The following is a 16,749-nucleotide window of genomic DNA, read 5'->3' on the forward strand; positions in this document are numbered from 1 at the left end:
GCGCGCATGCATGTGATCGTCCTCAACGGCGGCTCCAGCTCCGGCAAGTCGAGCCTCGCCCGCGCCCTGCAGGAACTGCTGCCGGAGCCCTGGCTGCACCTGGGCACGGACACCCTGGTGGCCGCACTGCCGTCCCGGCTGCTGACCGGCGGCGACGGCATCGGTGGTGTCACGGACGGGGACGGCACGGTGGAGGTCGGGCCGGTCTTCGCCCGGTTGGACGCCGCCTGGTCGGTCGGCGTGGCGGCGATGGCCCGCGCCGGGGCGCGGGTCCTGGTGGACGAGGTGTTCCTCGGCGGGGCCGCCTCGCAGCAGCGCTGGCGGAGCGCGCTGGAGGGGCTGGACGTGCTCTGGGTCGGCGTGCGCTGCGCCCCCGAGGTGGCCGCCGCCCGGGAGGCCGCACGCGGCGACCGGGTCGCCGGGATGGCCGCCGCGCAGGCCTCGGCGGTGCACGAGGGCGTCGCGTACGACCTGGTCGTGGACACCTCGCAAGCCTCGCCGGGCGATTGTGCCGAATCGGTCCTCGCGCGGATGGCGAACTGCGGTTGACTGTCCGACGCCAGACTCATCCGTACGGAGGCACGCGCATGGCCAGGCAGCACGAGTACACCGCCGAGATCAGCTGGACCGGCAACCGGGGCACCGGCACCAGCGACTACCGCTCCTACTCCCGCGACGTCGAGGTGTCCGCCGAGGGCCTGCCGACGGTCCCCGGCTCCGCCGACCCCGTCTTCCGCGGCGACCCGGCCCGCTGGAACCCGGAGCAGCTGCTGCTCGCCTCGCTCTCCCAGTGCCACCTGCTCTCGTACCTGCACCTGTGCGCGGTGAACGGGGTCGTGGTGACCTCGTACCTCGACCGGCCGGTGGGCACCATGGCGGTGACGCCGGAGGGCGGGCACTTCACCTCGGTGGTGCTGCACCCGCGGCTCGAGGTCGCCGAGGCGGGTATGGCGGAGAAGGCGCTCGCCCTGCATGCGCAGGCGCACCGGGCCTGCTTCATCGCCAACTCGGTCAACTTCCCGGTGCGGAACGAGCCCGAGGTGACGGTCGCGGGTCAGGCGTAGGGAGCCGGCGGGCCGGGGCTACAACGCGAGTGTCTGCCAGCCCCGGGTGATCTGGTCGTGGACGCCGGCCGGGTCCGGCGCCGTCGGCTGGGCCGCCGCGAGCGCCGCCAGCAGGGCGGTACCGTCCGCCGGGCGCTGTGCCGGGTCGATGGCCAGCGCGCGGGTGACGACGGCGGCGAGGCCCGGGTCGAGGGCCTGGACCGCCGCCAGCGCGGCCGGTTCGGGCCCGGTGTCCACGATCCGCCGGATCACCGCGCCGGTGCTGGTCGCCGCGAACGGGCTGGCGCCGTGCACCGCGCACACCACGCAGCACGCCCAGGCCCACACGTCGGCGGGCGTGCCGACCCGCTCCTCGCCGAACTGCTCGGGCGCCATGTACGTCAGGGTGCCCGGCCCGCCGCCGGTGGCGGTGAGCCGGGTGCCGTCCACGATCGCCGCGATACCGAAGTCCAGCAGGCGCGGGCCGGCCGTGGTCAGCATGATGTTGGCGGGCTTGAGATCCCGGTGGACCAGCCCGAGCCGGTGCACCCCGGACAGCGCCACGGCCAGCGCCAGCGCGAGGGCGCGCAGTGCCTCGGCGGAGCGGATCGGGCCCTGCTCCCGCAGGTGGACGTCCAGCGGGCGGCCGTCCAGCAACTCCATGGCCAGGTACGGGCGCCCGGCGTCCACGCCCGCGTCGAGCACCCGGGCGGTGTAGGCGCCGGGGACCATGGCCAACACCTCGGACTCGCGCTGGAAGCGGCGCAACAGCTCGGCATCGTTGAGGAGTTCGAGGTTGATGGTCTTCAGGGCGACCTGGGTCGCGGAGCCCTGGCGCTGGGCGAGATAGACCGTGCCCATGCCGCCGGAGCCGATCCGGCCGAGGAGTTGGTAGCCGCCGATCGTGCGGGCGTCGTGCGGGCTGAGCGGCTGGCCGATGGACGGGGTCGGCAGGACGGGCGGGGTCGGCGGGACGGGCGGGGTCGGCGGGACGGGCTGCGCGAACTGCGTCGGGACGTACGGCGCCTGTGGCAGGACAGTGGGCGCGAACGGGTTCTGCGAGGCCTGCAGGGCCCTGGCCGCCTCGGCCGCCTGGACGTCCGCCCCGTCCGCGCCCACCGGCCTGGGCCTGCGGCTCACCAGGACGGCGACGAGCTGGTAGACCGTCGCGGCGGGGAGAAGGCCGACCGGCAGGAGGAACACCCCGAGCGCCGCACGGACGACGAGCAGGCCGATGACCCGGGCCCGGGTCCCGCCGGACGACCACGCCTGCCGGGGCAGGCCGGTGGTCAGCAGATTGCGCTGGGTCAGGTAGCAGAACAGCAGCCAGAGCAGCAGGCACGTGACGAAGGTGACGATGTACCAGGTCCGCGCCACGTGGAGAGGCGTGTGTGTCGGGAAGGCCAGGTACCTCACGTTGTTGAGGCTGAACGGCTGCCCCAGCCCCTTGGAGATCAAACTGCTCATGAAACTGCCCAGGACGTCGGCGGCCAGGAAGGCCACCAACCCCGCCGCGCCCGCCAGGCCCACCGCCAGCTCGCCGATGGTCGCGCCGACGCCGCCCGGCGCACCCGCGGTCGCGTCCGCGCCCGTGGCCGCCAACGCCCGTCGGCGCGTCGCCGTTTGGGCGCGCACCAGCACCGGCAGTGTCGCCAACCGCAGCAGCAGCGCCGCGCCGATCATGATCAGTACGGTCACGTCCAACGTGCTCAACATGATTCCCCCTGGCTGATCGAGCACACGGAGTATAGGGGGCGCGCCCGGTCGCTAGCCCTCCCCGTCCAGCAGCGCGGCGAGGTAGCCCGCCACCTCGTCGCGCAGCTCGCCCGGGGTCGGCACGTACCAATGGCCGCTACCGGCCGTCGAGTTGAACAGCACGCCGTCGCACCAGCGGATCAGTCGGCGGGCGTCGGCCGTCGGGTCGGCGGAGCCGGAGCGGGCGAGCAGGGCGGCGGCGAGGTCGGCGAAGCCCGCGCCCAGACGGTCGTAGACGGCGCGCAGTTCGGGCCTGCGGGCGGCTTCCAGGGCGAGTTCCAGGCGGGCCAGGGTGAGCCTGCGCCCGGTGGTGAGCGCCCGGTACAGCATGTCGGCGCCGACCTCCACCAGCAGCTCGCGCGCCGTCGTGGAGGGCGCGAACCCCTCCCCCTCGGTGAAGACCGGGTAGTCGGCGGTCTCCCGCTCGACGATCCGGGTGAGCACGAGTTCCAGCAGGGCGGCCCTGGTGCGGGCGAGGTTGGAGGTCGAGCCGGCGGGCAGGCCGGACGCGTCGTCCACGGCACGGTGGGTGAGCCCGCGCAGGCCGGCGTCGGCGATCAGGTCGATGGCGGCGTCGGCGATCAGGGTCGGGCGCGGGGGTGTCATGGGTCCGATCATGGCCTTTCCGTTCCGACTCCCCCAACTCACTACAGCCGTAGTTTACGCCCCACTACACGTGTAGTACGGTGCTGAGCATTGGGCACTACATCTGTAGTGCAAGGAGAGGAGCCCACCATGGGCATGCACCAGGCGATCGTCATCGGCGGCGGCATCGGCGGCCTCGCCGCCGCCCTCGCCCTCCACCGGCAGGGCGTCCCCGTCACCGTCCATGAACGCGCCGCCTCCCTGGAACCCGTCGGCGCCGGCCTCGCCCTCGCCCCCAACGCCCTGCGCGCCCTCGACCGGCTCGGCGTCGGCCCCCGACTGCGCGCCCTCGCCACCCCGCACCCCGCCATCGGCGTACGCCACCCCTCCGGCCGCTGGCTCGCCCGCACCAGCACCGCCGCCGTCGAGGCCCGGTTCGGCGACCCGATCGCCGCCGTCGCCCGCGCCGACGTCATCGCCGCCCTGGTCGACGCCCTGCCGGAGGGCACCGTCCGCACCGGCTCCCCCGCCACCCTGGTCACCCCCGGCAACACCGACGAGCCCGCCGTCGTCCGCACCACCGACGGGGAGCAGCCCGCCGGCCTGGTCGTCGCCGCCGACGGCATCCGCTCCGCCACCCGGTCCCAGCTCTTCCCCCAGCACCCCGGCCCGCGCTACAGCGGCTTCACCACCTGGCGCACCATCGTCTCCCCGGGCCGCCAGCCGGCCGCCGCCGGTGAGATCTGGGGCCGCGGCAGCCTCGCCGGCATCGTCCCGCTCGCCGACGGCCGGGTCTACCTCTACGGCGCGGCCCTCGCCCCGGCCGGCACCCGCGCCACCAGCGAACACGTCGAACTCCAACGGCTGTTCGGCGACTGGTGCGCGCCCGTCCCCCACCTGCTCGCCCTCGCCGAGCCCGACCGGGTGCTCCGCCACGACGTCTGGGAACTCGCCGACCCCCTGCCCGCCTACCACCACGGTCGGGTCGCCCTCCTCGGCGACGCCGCCCACGCCATGTGCCCCTTCCTGGGCCAGGGCGCCTGCCAGGCGATCGAGGACGCCGTCGTCCTCGCCTCCCTCCTCGCCCCCTCCGGCGACCTCGCCTCCCCGCTGCCCGCCTACACCGCGACCCGCCTCCCCCGCACCACCGCCGTCGTGACCGCCTCCCGCCGCATCGGCGCCCTCGTCGCCCTCCGCACCCCCACCACCACCCTGCTCCGCGACACCGCCCTCACCCTCGCCGGCCTCCTCCCCACCCGCGTCCTGCTGAGCCGCTCCGCAGCCACGTTCGGCTGGCAACCGCCGCTGCTGGGCGACGGGGCGTGAGAAAGCCGCCGGACGCGGCGAGGCGTGACGCCTACCCTGGGGTGCTACTGGCGGACGCGCTCCGGGAGGCACAGTGCTGGACGTTCTGGTGACGACGGCAGCCGGTGCACTCTCCGCGAGCGCGGGCGTCCTGGTCGGCGGCATCGTCACGCGCCGCGCCCAGGACCGCCAGTGGTCACGCGACCAGCAGCTCGCCGCCTATCAGGAACTGCTCGGGCACTACGCCAGGTTCACCATGGAACTCCGGCGCGCCCACGGCGATCGGCGCGGCTGGGACTACGACTGGGGCGAGTGGAGCGCGGCCCTGATGCGCGCAAGCCTGATCGCCCCCGCCGAAGTCGCCGCCGAGATCGACAGGTTCGGCCACGCCGTCAACACCTTCCTCGACCAGGTGGCACGCACCCGGGACCCGCTGACCACCCCGCTCCACCCGGACGAGTTCGAACAGGCCCGGCAGGCACCCGCCGGAGCACAGGTGCGACTGGTCAACGCGATCCGCCGGTCACTGTCCGGTGATCGGCACGGCATCCCGTTCGCCATCGGGGGCTAGGAACAGACCGGCGGAGGCGCTCGGCGCCATCTGCCGGGAGTTCGGGGTGGCCGCTCCCCCACCGGACTGAACCGGGCCCATGTCAGTGCCGGTTGCGACGATGGCCGGCATGAGTGACTCCAGCCGGGCCATCGCCGATTACTGGAACGCGGCTTCGTCGGGTTTCGACGAGGAGCCGGATCACGGGTTGCGGTCGGCGCCGACGCGGGAGGCGTGGGCGCGGCGGGTCCGGGGGTGGTTGCCGTCGGATCCTTCGGATGTGCTTGATGTCGGGTGCGGGACGGGCTCGTTGGCTGAGCTGGTCGCGGCGGACGGGCATCGGGTGACCGGGGTGGATCTGGCGCCGCGGATGGTGGAGCAGGCCAAGGCGAAGCTCGCGGCGGCCCGGATGGCGGGGCGGTTCCTGGTGGGTGACGCGGCCGCGCCCCCGTTCCGGGCCGGCAGTTTCGACGTGCTGCTCTGCCGCCATCTGATCTGGACGCTCCCCGACCCCGAGCAGGCCCTGCGCTCCTGGGTGGCACTGCTGCGGCCCGGCGGGCGGCTGGTGCTGGTCGAGGGGCGGTGGCGCGAGGCGGGCGAGCAGACGGCGCCGTACGTCGCCGGCGCGGAGCACCTGCCGTGGGACGGCGGGGTCGGGTCGGAGGAACTCGCGGGGGCGGTAAGCCCGTTGGCGGCGGACGTGCGCGTCGAGCCGCTCAGCGGGGAGGCCGCCCTGTGGGGTGGCCCGGTCAACGACGAGCGCTACGCACTCATCGCACAGCTCTGACCTCCTCGGGCTCACGGCCCGACCACCTCGCCGTAGTCATCGCCGGGGAGCGGCCTGCCGAGTTCCGCCGCCGACCCGGGATCCGCCGCACCCCCGCGGCGGCGCGCCGTCGACGAGCACGCGGCGCGGCTCAGCGCGCGTCGCCGCTCCGCCGAGGTCGGCGACCAACTCCGCCGGTTCGTCGGCCGAGAGATGCCCGACCCCGGCGAAGGCAGCCTCAGGACGCGCCACTGCCGAAAGTCCCGTTGAGCGGGTTGGCGCGGAAGCAGGCGGCGCAGCGGAGGCGGGTGTAGATCGCCACCGTGCCCATGCAGACGTCCTCGCGGCCGTCCAGCGGCGACTTCGAATCGGCCGGCTTCCCGCAGTCCAGGCACGGACGGTGGGGGCGGGCGGCCACGGAGCAGGCACGGCAGACCAGGTGGGTCGGATGCTCGGCGTGCACGACGACAGGCTGCGGGCCGCCGTGCAACAGGTGGTCGCACCAGGTGCAGGACTCGTCCTGCTGCGCCGCCAGCATCCGGTCCCGGGTCTCCCGCTGCCACCTGGCCGCGTTCTGCAGCGGCACCTTCACCGGCGGACCCCACCCGGCGGCGGCGAGCCACTGGGCGCCCTCGGCGCCGGCCGCCCGCAACTGGTCGTCGACGGCGATGTCCCTGGGGGTCTTGCGCTTCATCGGGCTTCTCCTCCGGTACGGCGTCCCGATGGGATAACGCGGCCGGGCGGGTAGTGGACACGCGAACTACCGCACCGCTACGGACGCACGCCGTGCACCAGGGTGGGGACCATCGCCCGCCGGGCGGGGAACGCGACGGCAGGGGGCACCGACGGCGGCTCAGTCGAGGAGGGGTTCGGTGTCGCCGTGGGCGGCGAGGAGCTTGCGCAGCAGGGTGTCGAGCTGGGCGCGCTCGTCGGCGTCGAGGGCGGTGAGGATGCGTTCCTCGTTCCGGAGGTGGCCGGGCAGGGTGGCGTCGATGAGCTCCTTGCCGGCCGGGGTGAGGCGGACCAGGACGGCGCGGCGGTCGCCCGGGCAGGGCTTGCGTTCGACCAGGCCCTTGGCGGAGAGCTTGTCGACGCGGTTGGTGATGGCGCCGGAGGTGACCATGGCGGACTTGAGCAGGGCGCGGGCGTTGAGCTCGTAGGGCTCGCCGGAGCGGCGAAGGGTGGCCAGGACGTCGAACTCGGAGGAGTCCAGGCCGCAGCTGGCGAAGTACTCGCGCAGGGCGTTGTCGACCCGGACGTTCAGCCGCCGGAGTCGGCCGATCAGGGCCATGGCCTCCAGGTCCAGGCCGGGGTCGACCCTCCTCCACTGCTCGGCGATGTCGTCGACGGTGTCGCGCTGCTGCATGGTGCTCCGCCTCTCTGCGGCCGGTCGCTGTCGCAGTTATCTTAACATTCACATACTTGACGTTCACCGATCTCCGGGCGTAGAAATATCTCAACGTTCAGATAGTCAACGTTGAGGGGGACGCCATGGACCGCAAGCGCGCCACGATCGCCGCCACCGCCGCACTCGCCCCGGCCGCCTGGGGCACCACCTACCTGGTCACCACCCAGCTGCTCCCCGAAGGCCGCCCACTGCTGCTCGCCGCCCTGCGGGCGCTGCCGGCCGGGCTGCTCCTGCTGCTGATCGGCCGCAAACTGCCCAAGGGGCGCTGGTGGGGCCGCGCGGCGGTGCTCGGGATGCTCAACATCGGGCTGTTCTTCCCGCTGATGTTCGTCGGCGCGTACCGGCTGCCCGGCGGGGTCGCGGCCACCATCGGGGCGATCCAGCCGCTGCTGGTCGCCGGGTTCTCGATCGGCGTGCTCCGGGTACGGCCCGGGCGCCGGGCGCTGCTCGCCGGGCTGGCCGGAGTCGGCGGGGTGGCGCTGCTGGTGCTCAAGAGCGGGGCGGAGCTGGACGGCCTCGGGATCGCCGCGATGGTCGCGGGTGTCGCGCTGATGGCCATGGGCACCGTCCTCACCCGGCGCTGGGGCCGCCCGGAGGGCGCCACCATGGTCGACCTCACCGCCTGGCAGCTCCTCGCCGGATCGGTCTTCCTGGTCCCGCTCGCGGCACTGGTCGAGGGCGCGCCGCCGGCCCTGAGCGCCTCCAACCTGGCGGGCTTCGCCTACCTGGGGCTGTTCAGCACCGCGCTCGGGTACGTGCTGTGGTTCCGCGGCATCGAGCGCCTGGGCGCCGGGCCGGCCTCCTTCCTGGGGCTGATCAACCCGGTGGTGGCGACGGTCGGCGGCCTGGTCGTCCTCGGCCAGACCCTCACCCCGTGGCAGGTCCTGGGCCTGGTGCTGGCGCTCGGCGCCATGCTCGTCGGCCAGTCCCCGGCCCGACGGGCCGCCACGGCGGGCCGGGCGCCCGACTCGGTGCCCGCGGCCCGGGCGGCAGCGCCCCAGGTGGCAGGCGCCCGCTGACGGCCCCGCCCCTCAGCCCCGCCGGTCACGCGACCGGCGGGGCTGAGGCATGGGGCGCGGGGCGGCTCAGCCGGTGGCGCGGACGTAGATGTCGGCGGAGCCCGGCAGGCCGCCGGGGATGGTGGCGACGTAGATCCGGCGGACGCCGGCCGGGTGGACGGGGACGGCGGACGGGGTCCAACCGGGGGTCCGGGTAGCCGTCCAGGTGGGCGTGGACGGCGGGGCCGGGGTCGGGGAGGGGCCGCCCTCCCCGGCCCCGACCTTGGCGTCCGGCTCGGCCGAGGGTTCAGAGGGTGTGGAGGGCTCGGAGGGTTCATCGGACGCGTCGTCCGCGTCGGCGTCGGCGTCGGCACTCGCGTCGGCGGAGCCGCCGTCCGGCGGCTGCGCCGCGATGGCGATCGGGGCGGAGGTGGTCTCGGACGGGGACGCGACCACCGACGGAGCCGCGGAAGGGGACGCCGAAGGCTCCTCCTCCGGCGACTCCGGTGACTCCGGCGACTCCGGTGACTCCGGTGACTCCGGTGACTCCGGCAGCTCCGGCGCCTCCGCCGGCTCGTCCCCGCCCAGCGCCGCCGCCAGGTCCGGCGGCAGCGGAGCGGCCGGCCCGGGCGCCGGGAGGTCGTACGCCCGCAGGAAGTCGCCCAGCCCCGGGTCCTTGCCGCCCCCGAGCCGGTAGTGCAGGTACGCGACCGGCGCGCCGTCCGACGTCCGGGTGTAGACCGTGCTGACCGGCACGTAGTACCGCCCCGCGCCCGGGTGCTGGGAGGGGTGGAGGCCGGCCAGGCGCTCGGCGCGGTCGCGGTCGGTCTCCCGGCCGACCTGCCCGACGGTGAGCGCGTTGACGCCGCGCACCACGAGGGCGGCGGCGACGGACACGCCGAGCACCAGTCCGACGGCGACGGTGCGCCGCAGGACCGGGCGGCCGTGCAGGGCGGGCCAGGAGTCGGTCACCATCCGCTCGGGTGGGATGCCGTCCACGCTTTCTCGCTCCCCCTCGATCAGGACGTCCGATCGGAACATTCGACCAGGACGTCACACTCTGCTCGACGTGGGACCGTAGCCCAGAGTTCCTCAGCCCAGGTAGGCGGGGGCGACCGCGGCCTTGGTGACCAGCCGGGCGCTGCCGGAGCCGTCCGCCGGGACGGTCCACAGGTCGGCGCCGTAGTCCCCGGGCAGGGCGTAGAGCAGGGTGCCGTTGTCGGACCAGAGCGCCTGGTCGTCGATGTTGCGCTGCTCGGCGGTGGCGGTCTCGGTCATCGTGCCCAGGTCGAGGACGTAGAGCCGCCACGGGGAGTCGGCGGGCAGGCCGGGGACGCGCTTCTTGTACGCGATGCGGGTGCCGTCCGGGGAGAGCGAGGGGCACTCGACGTTGTCGTGCAGGGTGGTGAGGGTGCGGGCGGCGAGGTCGCCGCGGGCGAGGTGGGTCTGCCCGCCGGTGGCCACGGTGGCGTAGAAGGTGTTGTCGTCCGCGAAGGTGACGCCCCAGATGTTGATGTCGTGCGCCTGGTACGGGTGGCCGTCCTTGATGACGGTGAAGTCCTCCAGGTTCTCCCGCAGGTTCCAGTCCCGCACGTCCACGATCGAACTGCGGGTGGAGAAGTTGGTGCCCGCGTAGGAGTCGCCGCTGACGAAGACCGTCCAGGCGGCGAGGTGCCCGGACGGCGAGACCCGGGAGCGGGTGGGGATCCCGGCCGCGGGGAAGGAGCGCAGCTCGTGCAGGTGGTCGTCCAGGACGACGGCCCGGTAGGTGTCCTCCAGCGCGCCGTGCTGGGCCTGCAGGCAGATGCCGGTGCCTGCGGCGGCGTGGAAGCGCAGGCACTGGACGCCGGAGGCGGTGCGGGGGCCGTCCGGCCGGTCGGCGGGGACGGTGGTGATCTCGTCCCGGTGCGGGCCCCAGGCCATACTGCGGAACAGCAACTGACGCCCGCTGCCGGGCGCGTGCAGGGACACCTTCCCCGGGTTGACGACCGGTCCGCCGGCCTGGGTGCGGTCGCGCTCGGCGGTGCGGTCGGCCGCGTAGAGCACGGCTCCGGTGCCGACCGCGCCGAGCACCAGGACGGCGACCAGCAGCACGATCACTCTGGTGCGGTTCTGCAGGTTCACACGCTCTCCTCGTTCACGCGGTCTCCTCGGCGGCAACGGGTTCGGACGTACGCAGCACCACCGCGGCGCCACCCACGCACAGCGCCAGCGCCCCGGCCGACCAGGCCAGGGCGGTCGCACCGCCCACCACGCTCCACAGCGCGCCGAACAGCAGCGAGCAGGCGAACCGGGCGAGCGCCTGCCCGGTGCCGACCAGGGCCAGTCCGGCGCCGCGCTGTTCGGCGGGCACCGTGTCGGCCGCGGCGGCGGCGAGCACCCCGTCGGTGGCGGCGTAGAAGGAGCCGTGCAGCACCAGCACGCAGATCACCGCGGGCAGCCCGCGCAGCGGCGACAGCAGCAGCCCGTACGCGAGCAGCAGCACCCCGTGCCCGAGCAGGAAGAGCCGGCGGCGGCCGATCCGGTCGGCGAGCGAGCCGAACGGGACGGCCAGCAGCAGGAAGGCGGCGGCGGTGCCGAGCGGCAGCAGCGGGAACAGGCTGACGGACAGGCCGAGTCGGCGCTGGATCAGCAGGTAGAGGAAGGAGTCGCTGACGGTGGTGAGCCCGAGCAGCACGGCGCACAGGGTGAGCCGGCGCAGCCCGGGCAGGCGCAGCAGGGTGAGGCTGTCCCGCAGCGAGGGGGCCGACATCGACGGTGCGTCACCTTGCTGCCGGTTCGGCACGAACAGCAGCAGGATCAGCACGCCCAGCGCGGCGACGCAGGAGCTGACCGTGAACACCGCGTCGTAGCCGTGCCGTTCGCCGCCGTCGGCGAGCAGCGGGCCGCCCACGAGGCGCAGCACCAGGAAGGCGGTGAGCGGGCCGAGCAGGGCGCCGGCCGTGTCCATCGCCCGGTGCACGCCGAACGCCCGTCCGCGGTGGGCGGGTTCGGTGGCGAGCGAGATCATCGCGTCCCGCGGCGCGGTGCGCAGGCCCTTGCCGGTGCGGTCCACGGCGATGACGGCGCCGATCAGCGGCACGGTGTGGACGAACAGCAGCAGCGGCCGGCACAGCGCGGACAGCCCGTAGCCGACGGCCGCGACGGCCTTGTGACGGGCGGCCCCGTCGCGGCCGCGGCGGTCGGCGAGGTGGCCGCCGACGAGGCGCACGAGGGCGCTGAAACCGTTCTGGATGCCGTCGAGCAGCCCGAAGCCGAGCGGGGAGAGGCCGAGTCCGGTGAGCAGGTAGAGCGGCAGGACGGCACTGACCATCTCGGAGGAGATGTCGGTGACCATGCTGACGGCGCCGAGGGCGAGGACCGCCCCCGGCACGGCGCGCAGGGCGGCGCCCCGCCGCACCGGGCCGGTGGCCGGTGCGACGGGGGCCTTGGAGCTGCGGGAGTCCGCGACGTACACGGGCGTCAGTTCCAGATGCCCGCGATGTCCGCGGCACCGGCGGAGTTGCCGGCGTGGGCGTTGACCCCGGCCAGGTCCTCCAGGGTGTGCAGCACGTCGTAGTGGTTGTAGGTGGTGGCGGTGGAGCTGCCCGGGGCGACGTGGGCGCCGTAGACCAGGGTCGGGATGCGGTTGCCGGCCAGTCGGTTGTCCTCGTCGAAGGTCACCACCAGCAGGCTGTTGTTGCTCTTGGCCCACTGGGCGTACGCGTCGAGGTTGGTCTGCAGCCAGGAGTCGCCGGTGCCCACCGAACAGTCGTGCATGTCGTCGCACAGGTCCGGGATGACGAAGGAGACCTTGGGCAGGGTGGTGAAGTCGGTCGGGAACGCGTCCATGCCGTAGGCGGTGGAGGTGGGCACGTTGCCGAAGCCGAACCACGGGTTGTGCTTCTGGGCGTAGTTGCCGCTGCTGCAGTCGGTGGCACCGGGGGCGGGCAGGCCCTCGTTGTAGCTGGCCCAGGTCTGGTTGGCGGCGAGCAGCTCGGAGGCCAGGTTCGGCTCCTGCAGCGCGCCGACGTCCACGCAGCTGTCGTCGACGACGCCCTGGGCACTGCCGGAGAACAGCATGTAGTAGTTGGGCTGGCTGGGGTGGGTGAGCGCGTACGACTGGGTCAGCGTCGCGCCGCCGGCCGCCAGGGTGCCGTTGATGTACGGCGCCTTCGAGCTGCCGATGACCTGCGAGTACGCGTGGTTCTCCAGCATGACGACGACCACGTGGTCGGGCGACGGCAGGCCGGCGGCGGTGTCGGCGGCCGCGCTGCCGCCCGCGGCCCACAGGCCGAGCGAGCCGGCGACCAGGCCGAGGCCGGTGGCGAGGGCGGTGAGCGGACGGAGCTTGCGACGACGGGCGGGGCGCGGGCCGGCGGTGGGGGTGCCGGGGGTGCGGAGTCGTGCGAAGGCCATGGGGTCCTCCGTGTGTCGGGGCTTCCGGGGCGGGAGCGCCGAGAACAGTAGGATCGCGGCATGTCGTGTACCGCACAAGAGAAGTGAAGAACAGGCGAACAGCTGCGACGCGGTCCCCGTACGAAGCAACGGAGTCCGCGTCGGATCTCACACACGCCGCGATTGACCCGTTTCAGCCGCACGTGGTGGGATCGCGGGGGCCCGTCAACGTGGGGCCGGGGACGGCAAGGAGTGCGGTACGTGATCGGACTGGTCGCCATCTACGGGCCGGGCCGCCCGCTGACCGGCGAGTTGCAGGCCCTGTGGCCGGAGAGCAGCCATGCCTACTGGGCCTCGCGCGGCAACTGCTTCCAGGCGCCGGACGCGATGCGCTTCGCCCTCCGCCAGCACCGTCAGGTGATCGCCTTCGGCTCGCTCCCCACCGTCGTCGGACTGCTGACCGGCGGTCTGGTCCACCTCCCGCGCGGCGCCGACCTGCTCTGCGTGGACCCGGAGCGGCGCTGGGTGATCCCGCTGACCCACGGGGACGGCGCCGAGGAGCTGGCCCGGGAGGTGGCGGCCGCGCTCGGCGTCACCCCGGTGCTCACCTCGCCCCTGCCGCGAGCCGAGCCCCACGTGCCCGCCGCGCCCGCTCCGTCCCCGACCGTGCGGGCCGGTGCACCCGAGGACGCCCCGATCCTGCGGATCACCGACCAGGAGGACCCGGGCGACGGCGACCTGCTGGTCCGCCCGCGCACCCTGGTCGTCGGCATCGGCGCGGGCAGCGGCACCGGACCGGACGAGGCGATGCGGCTGCTGCTGGACACCCTCGAGGAGGCCGGGCTGGCCCGCGCCGCGGTGGCCCGGCTGGCCACCGTGACGGGCAAGGCGGACCATCCGGCGGTGCGCTGGGCGGCGCACTGCCTCGGCGACGTACCGGTGGACGAACACCCGGCGGCGGAACTGGCCCGACTGCCGGTGCCGACCCCGTCCGAGGCCGTCGGGGCCGCCGTCGGCACCGCGAGCGTCGCCGAGGCGGCCGCGCTGGCCAGTGCGCCCGGCGGTCAACTCGTCGTCACCAAGCGGAAGTCGGCGACGGCGACGGTGGCGATCGCCCGGGCGGCGGTGCGCGGACGGCTCGCGCTGATCGACCTCGGGCCGCAGGCGCACGACCGGCCGGGGGTGCACGACCGGGTGACGCCGGGCGCGCTGGGCGAACTGCGGCGCGCCTCCGCGGTGGTGGGCACGCCGGAGGCGGTCGAGGCGGTGGCCGGGCTGCTCCGGCCGGGGACCCGGCAGGTCGCGGTGCCGGAGCCCGGGACGGTACGGAACGCCCGCGGAGTGGTCCTGGACTGGGCCGGAGTCGCGACGGACGGCACCGGACAGGTGGTCGACCGCACCGGGGCGGCCGTCACGCTGGCCGCCCACGGGCACGCCGTCGTGCTGGTCGCCCTTGGAGACGGTACCGGGCTCGCCGTGCCGCCCGGCCCGTACGACGTTGTCCGAGCGCCCGGCCTGCCCGTCGAACAGTCAGGAGCCTCCGCATGACCGCCCCCGAACCCGACCTGCGCCACCACGGCGACGCCGAGGTGCGCGCCGACGGGCGCGACCTGGTCGACCTCGCGGTCAACGTCCGCACCGGCACGCCCCCGGCCTGGCTGCGCGAGCACCTGGCCGCCACCCTCGGCGACCTCGCCGCCTACCCCGACCAGAGCGCCGCCCGCGCCGCGGTGGCCGCCCGGCACGGGCGCCCGGTCGGGGAGGTGCTGCTCACCTCGGGGGCGGCGGAGGCCTTCGTGCTGCTCGCCCGCGTGGTGACGGCGCGCCACATCGCCGTGGTGCACCCGCAGTTCACCGAACCGGAGGCGGCGCTGCGGGACGCCGGGCACCGGGTGCACCGGGTGCTGCTCACCGCCGAGGACGGCTTCCGGCTCACCGCCGTCCCCGAGGAGGCGGACCTGGTCGTCCTCGGCAACCCGACCAACCCGACCTCCGTGCTGCACCCCGCCGAGGCCGTCGCCGCGCTCGCCCGCCCCGGGCGCACCCTGGTGGTGGACGAGGCCTTCATGGACACCGTCCCGGGCGAGCGGGAGTCCCTGGCCCCGGTCCGGGACCTGCCCGGCCGGGTCGTCGTCCTGCGCAGCCTCACCAAGACCTGGGGCCTGGCCGGGCTGCGGATCGGCTACGTGCTCGGACCGGCGCCGCTGATCGCCGCCCTCGGTGCCGCCCAGCCGCTCTGGCCGGTCTCCACCCCGGCCCTGGCCGCCGCCGAGATCTGCAGCGGCCCGGCGGCACTCGCCGAGGCGGAGCGTGCGGCCGCGGAACTGGCCCTCTGGCGCGCGCACCTGGTGAAGGGCCTGGCCGCCTTCCCGGCGCTGCGGATCCACGGCGAACCGGCCGCCTCCTTCGTCCTGGTCCGGCTGCCGGGCGCGACGGCCGTGCGCGAGCGGCTGCGCGAGCACGGCTTCGCCGTCCGACGCGGGGACACCTTCCCCGGGCTCGGCCAGGACTGGCTGCGGATCGCCGTCCGGGACGAGGAGACCACCGACCGCTTCCTCAACGCCCTGGACAAGGTGCTCAGTTCACCCTGACGCCGGCGCCGGTCAACCTGACGGCGTCGCCGGTCTCGATCCGGCCGGGCACCAGCACCTGGGCGTACACCCCGGCGCAGGGCAGCTCCGGCATGCCCTGCAACGGGACCAGCCGGTTCCGCTCGGCCGGAATCCGCAGCGCCCCGGTGCGGCGGGGCAGCGGGCCGTGCCGCAGGGTCGGGACGGCGCAGCGCGGGGTGGGCACCACGACCCGCAGTCGCAGCGTCGGGCCGATCGTCAACTCCCTCCCCACCCAGGCGTTCTCGACGAATCCCTCGCCCTCGGCGCGGATCACCAGGTTCGGCCGGTAGCGCTCGGCCTCGGCGTTGACGGCCGCCAGCGTCGAGCTGGTGATCAGGTGCAGCGGGGCGAAGTCGAAGAAGCCGCCCTCCGGCGCTGCCCGCCCCAACTCGCTGACGGTGAACGACACTTCCGCCTCGATGCCGCGCGCGAGCACCTCCTCCGGCACGGCCCGCTCGACCGTCGCGCCGGGCGGGCGCTCGGTGATCAGGGCGAGCTTGCGGCCGAACGTCTCGGACAGCTCCGTCTCGTCGGCGCCACGCCCGTCCGGGCCGGTGATCGCCACTTCGCCGTCCGCCGTGGCCGCCGCCGAGTACCGGAGCAGGCCCGCCCACAGCCGCGGGTGCTTGGCGCTCGCCACCCGCCCGGTCGCCAGGTCGAGCAGCGCCCGCTCCCGGTCCCCGGCCAGGCCCCGCCGGTCCACCTCGGCCGCCGAGAGCTCCTCCCCCAGCAGTGACTTCACCGGGTAGCGGCGCAGCCGCTCGACGATGCCGATCAGCACGCGTCCTCCGCCCACTCCCGCAGCGCCGCGAAGTGCAGCTCCCGCAGGCCGGCCCGGGGGTCGACCCACAGCGGCAGCGCCGGGGCCGGGTGGTTCGCCTCGATCCACTCGATGTCCTGCGGGCCGAGCTCGTCGTCCAGCCAGACGAACGGCCGCCCGGCCGCCCAGGCCACCAGCTCCCTGGTCTTCCAGTGCAGCCCGTCCGGATCCTCCCGGAACACCTCCGTCCAGGGTATGTACGGGAGTTCGGGCAGCCCGATGCGCGGCCCGATGAAGGTGTTCGCCTCGTCCATCCAGGTCGTCGCCCACGCCAGCTCGTACGGCAGCGCCAGCAACTCCGCCCCGTGCGCCGGGTTCAGCCACACCCGCAGCGGCTTCACCCGCCCTCTCGGCGTCGGCGCATTCCGCGCCACCCACGACTCGGGCAGCAGTCGGTGGGTGCCGTAGCCCTCGGGACGGCGGGTGTTCGGCGCGGCGTAGGGATTGAGCGGTCCGTCCACGTCGAGGAGGAGCAGCGGCTGCTGGGTCATGCCATGAATTGTCCGGCGACGACCGGGGATTGACCAGCG

At 74.6% G+C, this 16,749-nt stretch carries 18 protein-coding genes; 8 read left to right on the top strand and 10 right to left on the bottom strand.

The genetic code is table 11. The features are described from left to right. Positions 1-6 precede the first annotated feature (6 nt). Both cpt and ACFVWU_RS11410 read left to right on the top strand, forming a co-directional pair. Positions 7-549 carry a chloramphenicol phosphotransferase CPT gene (gene cpt / locus ACFVWU_RS11405; RefSeq protein WP_387618221.1) on the top strand — a complete coding sequence of 181 codons (543 nt, stop codon included), beginning with the start codon at positions 7-9 and terminating at the stop codon, positions 547-549. 38 nt (positions 550-587) lie between these two features. After that, complete coding sequence (locus ACFVWU_RS11410; protein ID WP_387618223.1) at positions 588-1,064, top strand: OsmC family protein; 477 nt, start codon at positions 588-590, stop codon at positions 1,062-1,064. An 18-nt stretch (positions 1,065-1,082) separates the two neighbouring features. On the opposite strand, the gene ACFVWU_RS11415 is transcribed toward ACFVWU_RS11410, so the two are convergent. Together ACFVWU_RS11415 and ACFVWU_RS11420 are read right to left on the bottom strand one after the other, a co-directional pair. Continuing rightward, positions 1,083-2,759, bottom strand: a complete 1,677-nt coding sequence (locus ACFVWU_RS11415; RefSeq protein WP_387618226.1) for a serine/threonine-protein kinase — start codon at positions 2,757-2,759, stop codon at positions 1,083-1,085. A 51-nt stretch (positions 2,760-2,810) separates the two neighbouring features. Further along, positions 2,811-3,404 carry a TetR/AcrR family transcriptional regulator gene (locus ACFVWU_RS11420; protein ID WP_387618228.1) on the bottom strand — a complete coding sequence of 198 codons (594 nt, stop codon included), beginning with the start codon at positions 3,402-3,404 and terminating at the stop codon, positions 2,811-2,813. 129 nt (positions 3,405-3,533) lie between these two features. Here ACFVWU_RS11420 and ACFVWU_RS11425 point away from each other — a divergent pair, with 129 nt between their 5' ends. From ACFVWU_RS11425 to ACFVWU_RS11435, 3 genes are all read left to right on the top strand, one after another. Continuing rightward, complete coding sequence (locus tag ACFVWU_RS11425; RefSeq protein ID WP_387618230.1) at positions 3,534-4,709, top strand: FAD-dependent monooxygenase; 1,176 nt, start codon at positions 3,534-3,536, stop codon at positions 4,707-4,709. Positions 4,710-4,782: 73 nt separating this feature from the next. After that, positions 4,783-5,259 (top strand): hypothetical protein, encoded by a 477-nt coding sequence (locus tag ACFVWU_RS11430; protein ID WP_387618233.1) that lies wholly within the window; start codon positions 4,783-4,785, stop codon positions 5,257-5,259. A gap of 109 nt (positions 5,260-5,368) precedes the next feature. Further along, positions 5,369-6,025 (top strand): class I SAM-dependent methyltransferase, encoded by a 657-nt coding sequence (locus ACFVWU_RS11435; RefSeq protein ID WP_387618236.1) that lies wholly within the window; start codon positions 5,369-5,371, stop codon positions 6,023-6,025. Between the two features lie 217 nt (positions 6,026-6,242). Here ACFVWU_RS11435 and ACFVWU_RS11440 read toward each other — a convergent pair whose 3' ends face one another. Both ACFVWU_RS11440 and ACFVWU_RS11445 read right to left on the bottom strand, forming a co-directional pair. Continuing rightward, the gene (locus ACFVWU_RS11440; protein ID WP_387618239.1) at positions 6,243-6,698 is read right to left on the bottom strand and encodes a hypothetical protein; all 456 of its coding nucleotides are present in this window, start codon (positions 6,696-6,698) and stop codon (positions 6,243-6,245) included. 159 nt (positions 6,699-6,857) lie between these two features. Next, positions 6,858-7,370, bottom strand: a complete 513-nt coding sequence (locus ACFVWU_RS11445; protein WP_387618241.1) for a MarR family winged helix-turn-helix transcriptional regulator — start codon at positions 7,368-7,370, stop codon at positions 6,858-6,860. A gap of 125 nt (positions 7,371-7,495) precedes the next feature. Here ACFVWU_RS11445 and ACFVWU_RS11450 point away from each other — a divergent pair, with 125 nt between their 5' ends. Then, positions 7,496-8,431, top strand: a complete 936-nt coding sequence (locus ACFVWU_RS11450; RefSeq protein ID WP_387618244.1) for an EamA family transporter — start codon at positions 7,496-7,498, stop codon at positions 8,429-8,431. Positions 8,432-8,497: 66 nt separating this feature from the next. On the opposite strand, the gene ACFVWU_RS11455 is transcribed toward ACFVWU_RS11450, so the two are convergent. The 4 genes from ACFVWU_RS11455 to ACFVWU_RS11470 all read right to left on the bottom strand — a co-directional run bounded on the left by ACFVWU_RS11455 (position 8,498) and on the right by ACFVWU_RS11470 (position 12,808). Next, positions 8,498-9,409: a hypothetical protein gene (locus ACFVWU_RS11455; protein ID WP_387618246.1), complete on the bottom strand. Its 912-nt coding sequence runs from the start codon at positions 9,407-9,409 to the stop codon at positions 8,498-8,500. A gap of 93 nt (positions 9,410-9,502) precedes the next feature. Next, on the bottom strand, positions 9,503-10,528 hold the full coding sequence (locus tag ACFVWU_RS11460; RefSeq protein ID WP_387618378.1) for a TolB family protein: 1,026 nt from the start codon (positions 10,526-10,528) through the stop codon (positions 9,503-9,505). 19 nt (positions 10,529-10,547) lie between these two features. Beyond that, a complete protein-coding gene (locus ACFVWU_RS11465) occupies positions 10,548-11,867 on the bottom strand; it encodes an MFS transporter (protein WP_387618249.1) in 1,320 nt (439 codons plus the stop codon). 5 nt (positions 11,868-11,872) lie between these two features. Then, a complete protein-coding gene (locus ACFVWU_RS11470; protein ID WP_387618251.1) occupies positions 11,873-12,808 on the bottom strand; it encodes an alkaline phosphatase family protein in 936 nt (311 codons plus the stop codon). Positions 12,809-13,048: 240 nt separating this feature from the next. Between ACFVWU_RS11470 and ACFVWU_RS11475 the strand changes: the two genes are divergently transcribed. After that, the gene (locus ACFVWU_RS11475) at positions 13,049-14,335 is read left to right on the top strand and encodes a cobalamin biosynthesis protein (protein WP_387618254.1); all 1,287 of its coding nucleotides are present in this window, start codon (positions 13,049-13,051) and stop codon (positions 14,333-14,335) included. Then, the gene (gene cobC, locus ACFVWU_RS11480) at positions 14,332-15,378 is read left to right on the top strand and encodes an Rv2231c family pyridoxal phosphate-dependent protein CobC (protein WP_387618257.1); all 1,047 of its coding nucleotides are present in this window, start codon (positions 14,332-14,334) and stop codon (positions 15,376-15,378) included. Before ACFVWU_RS11475 ends, cobC begins: the two co-directional genes overlap by 4 nt. Here cobC and ACFVWU_RS11485 read toward each other — a convergent pair. Both ACFVWU_RS11485 and ACFVWU_RS11490 read right to left on the bottom strand, forming a co-directional pair. Next, positions 15,365-16,180 (bottom strand): MOSC domain-containing protein, encoded by an 816-nt coding sequence (locus ACFVWU_RS11485; protein ID WP_387618260.1) that lies wholly within the window; start codon positions 16,178-16,180, stop codon positions 15,365-15,367. The two genes, cobC and ACFVWU_RS11485, sit on opposite strands and share 14 nt — an antisense overlap. Further along, positions 16,174-16,710 carry a hypothetical protein gene (locus tag ACFVWU_RS11490; RefSeq protein ID WP_387618262.1) on the bottom strand — a complete coding sequence of 179 codons (537 nt, stop codon included), beginning with the start codon at positions 16,708-16,710 and terminating at the stop codon, positions 16,174-16,176. Before ACFVWU_RS11490 ends, ACFVWU_RS11485 begins: the two co-directional genes overlap by 7 nt. Positions 16,711-16,749: the final 39 nt, after the last annotated feature.

Source organism: Kitasatospora sp. NPDC058190 (assembly GCF_042883685.1).
Lineage (GTDB): Bacteria > Actinomycetota > Actinomycetes > Streptomycetales > Streptomycetaceae > Kitasatospora.

Bases quoted from the DNA above. Each gene is read 5' to 3' on its own strand.
- cpt (WP_387618221.1), top strand. From the start codon at position 7: ATGCATGTGATCGTCCTCAACGGCGGCTCCAGCTCCGGCAAGTCGAGC.
- ACFVWU_RS11410 (WP_387618223.1), top strand. From the start codon at position 588: ATGGCCAGGCAGCACGAGTACACCGCCGAGATCAGCTGGACCGGCAAC.
- ACFVWU_RS11415 (WP_387618226.1), bottom strand. From the start codon at position 2,759: ATGTTGAGCACGTTGGACGTGACCGTACTGATCATGATCGGCGCGGCG.
- ACFVWU_RS11420 (WP_387618228.1), bottom strand. From the start codon at position 3,404: ATGACACCCCCGCGCCCGACCCTGATCGCCGACGCCGCCATCGACCTG.
- ACFVWU_RS11425 (WP_387618230.1), top strand. From the start codon at position 3,534: ATGGGCATGCACCAGGCGATCGTCATCGGCGGCGGCATCGGCGGCCTC.
- ACFVWU_RS11435 (WP_387618236.1), top strand. From the start codon at position 5,369: ATGAGTGACTCCAGCCGGGCCATCGCCGATTACTGGAACGCGGCTTCG.
- ACFVWU_RS11440 (WP_387618239.1), bottom strand. From the start codon at position 6,698: ATGAAGCGCAAGACCCCCAGGGACATCGCCGTCGACGACCAGTTGCGG.
- ACFVWU_RS11445 (WP_387618241.1), bottom strand. From the start codon at position 7,370: ATGCAGCAGCGCGACACCGTCGACGACATCGCCGAGCAGTGGAGGAGG.
- ACFVWU_RS11450 (WP_387618244.1), top strand. From the start codon at position 7,496: ATGGACCGCAAGCGCGCCACGATCGCCGCCACCGCCGCACTCGCCCCG.
- ACFVWU_RS11470 (WP_387618251.1), bottom strand. From the start codon at position 12,808: ATGGCCTTCGCACGACTCCGCACCCCCGGCACCCCCACCGCCGGCCCG.
- cobC (WP_387618257.1), top strand. From the start codon at position 14,332: ATGACCGCCCCCGAACCCGACCTGCGCCACCACGGCGACGCCGAGGTG.
- ACFVWU_RS11490 (WP_387618262.1), bottom strand. From the start codon at position 16,710: ATGACCCAGCAGCCGCTGCTCCTCCTCGACGTGGACGGACCGCTCAAT.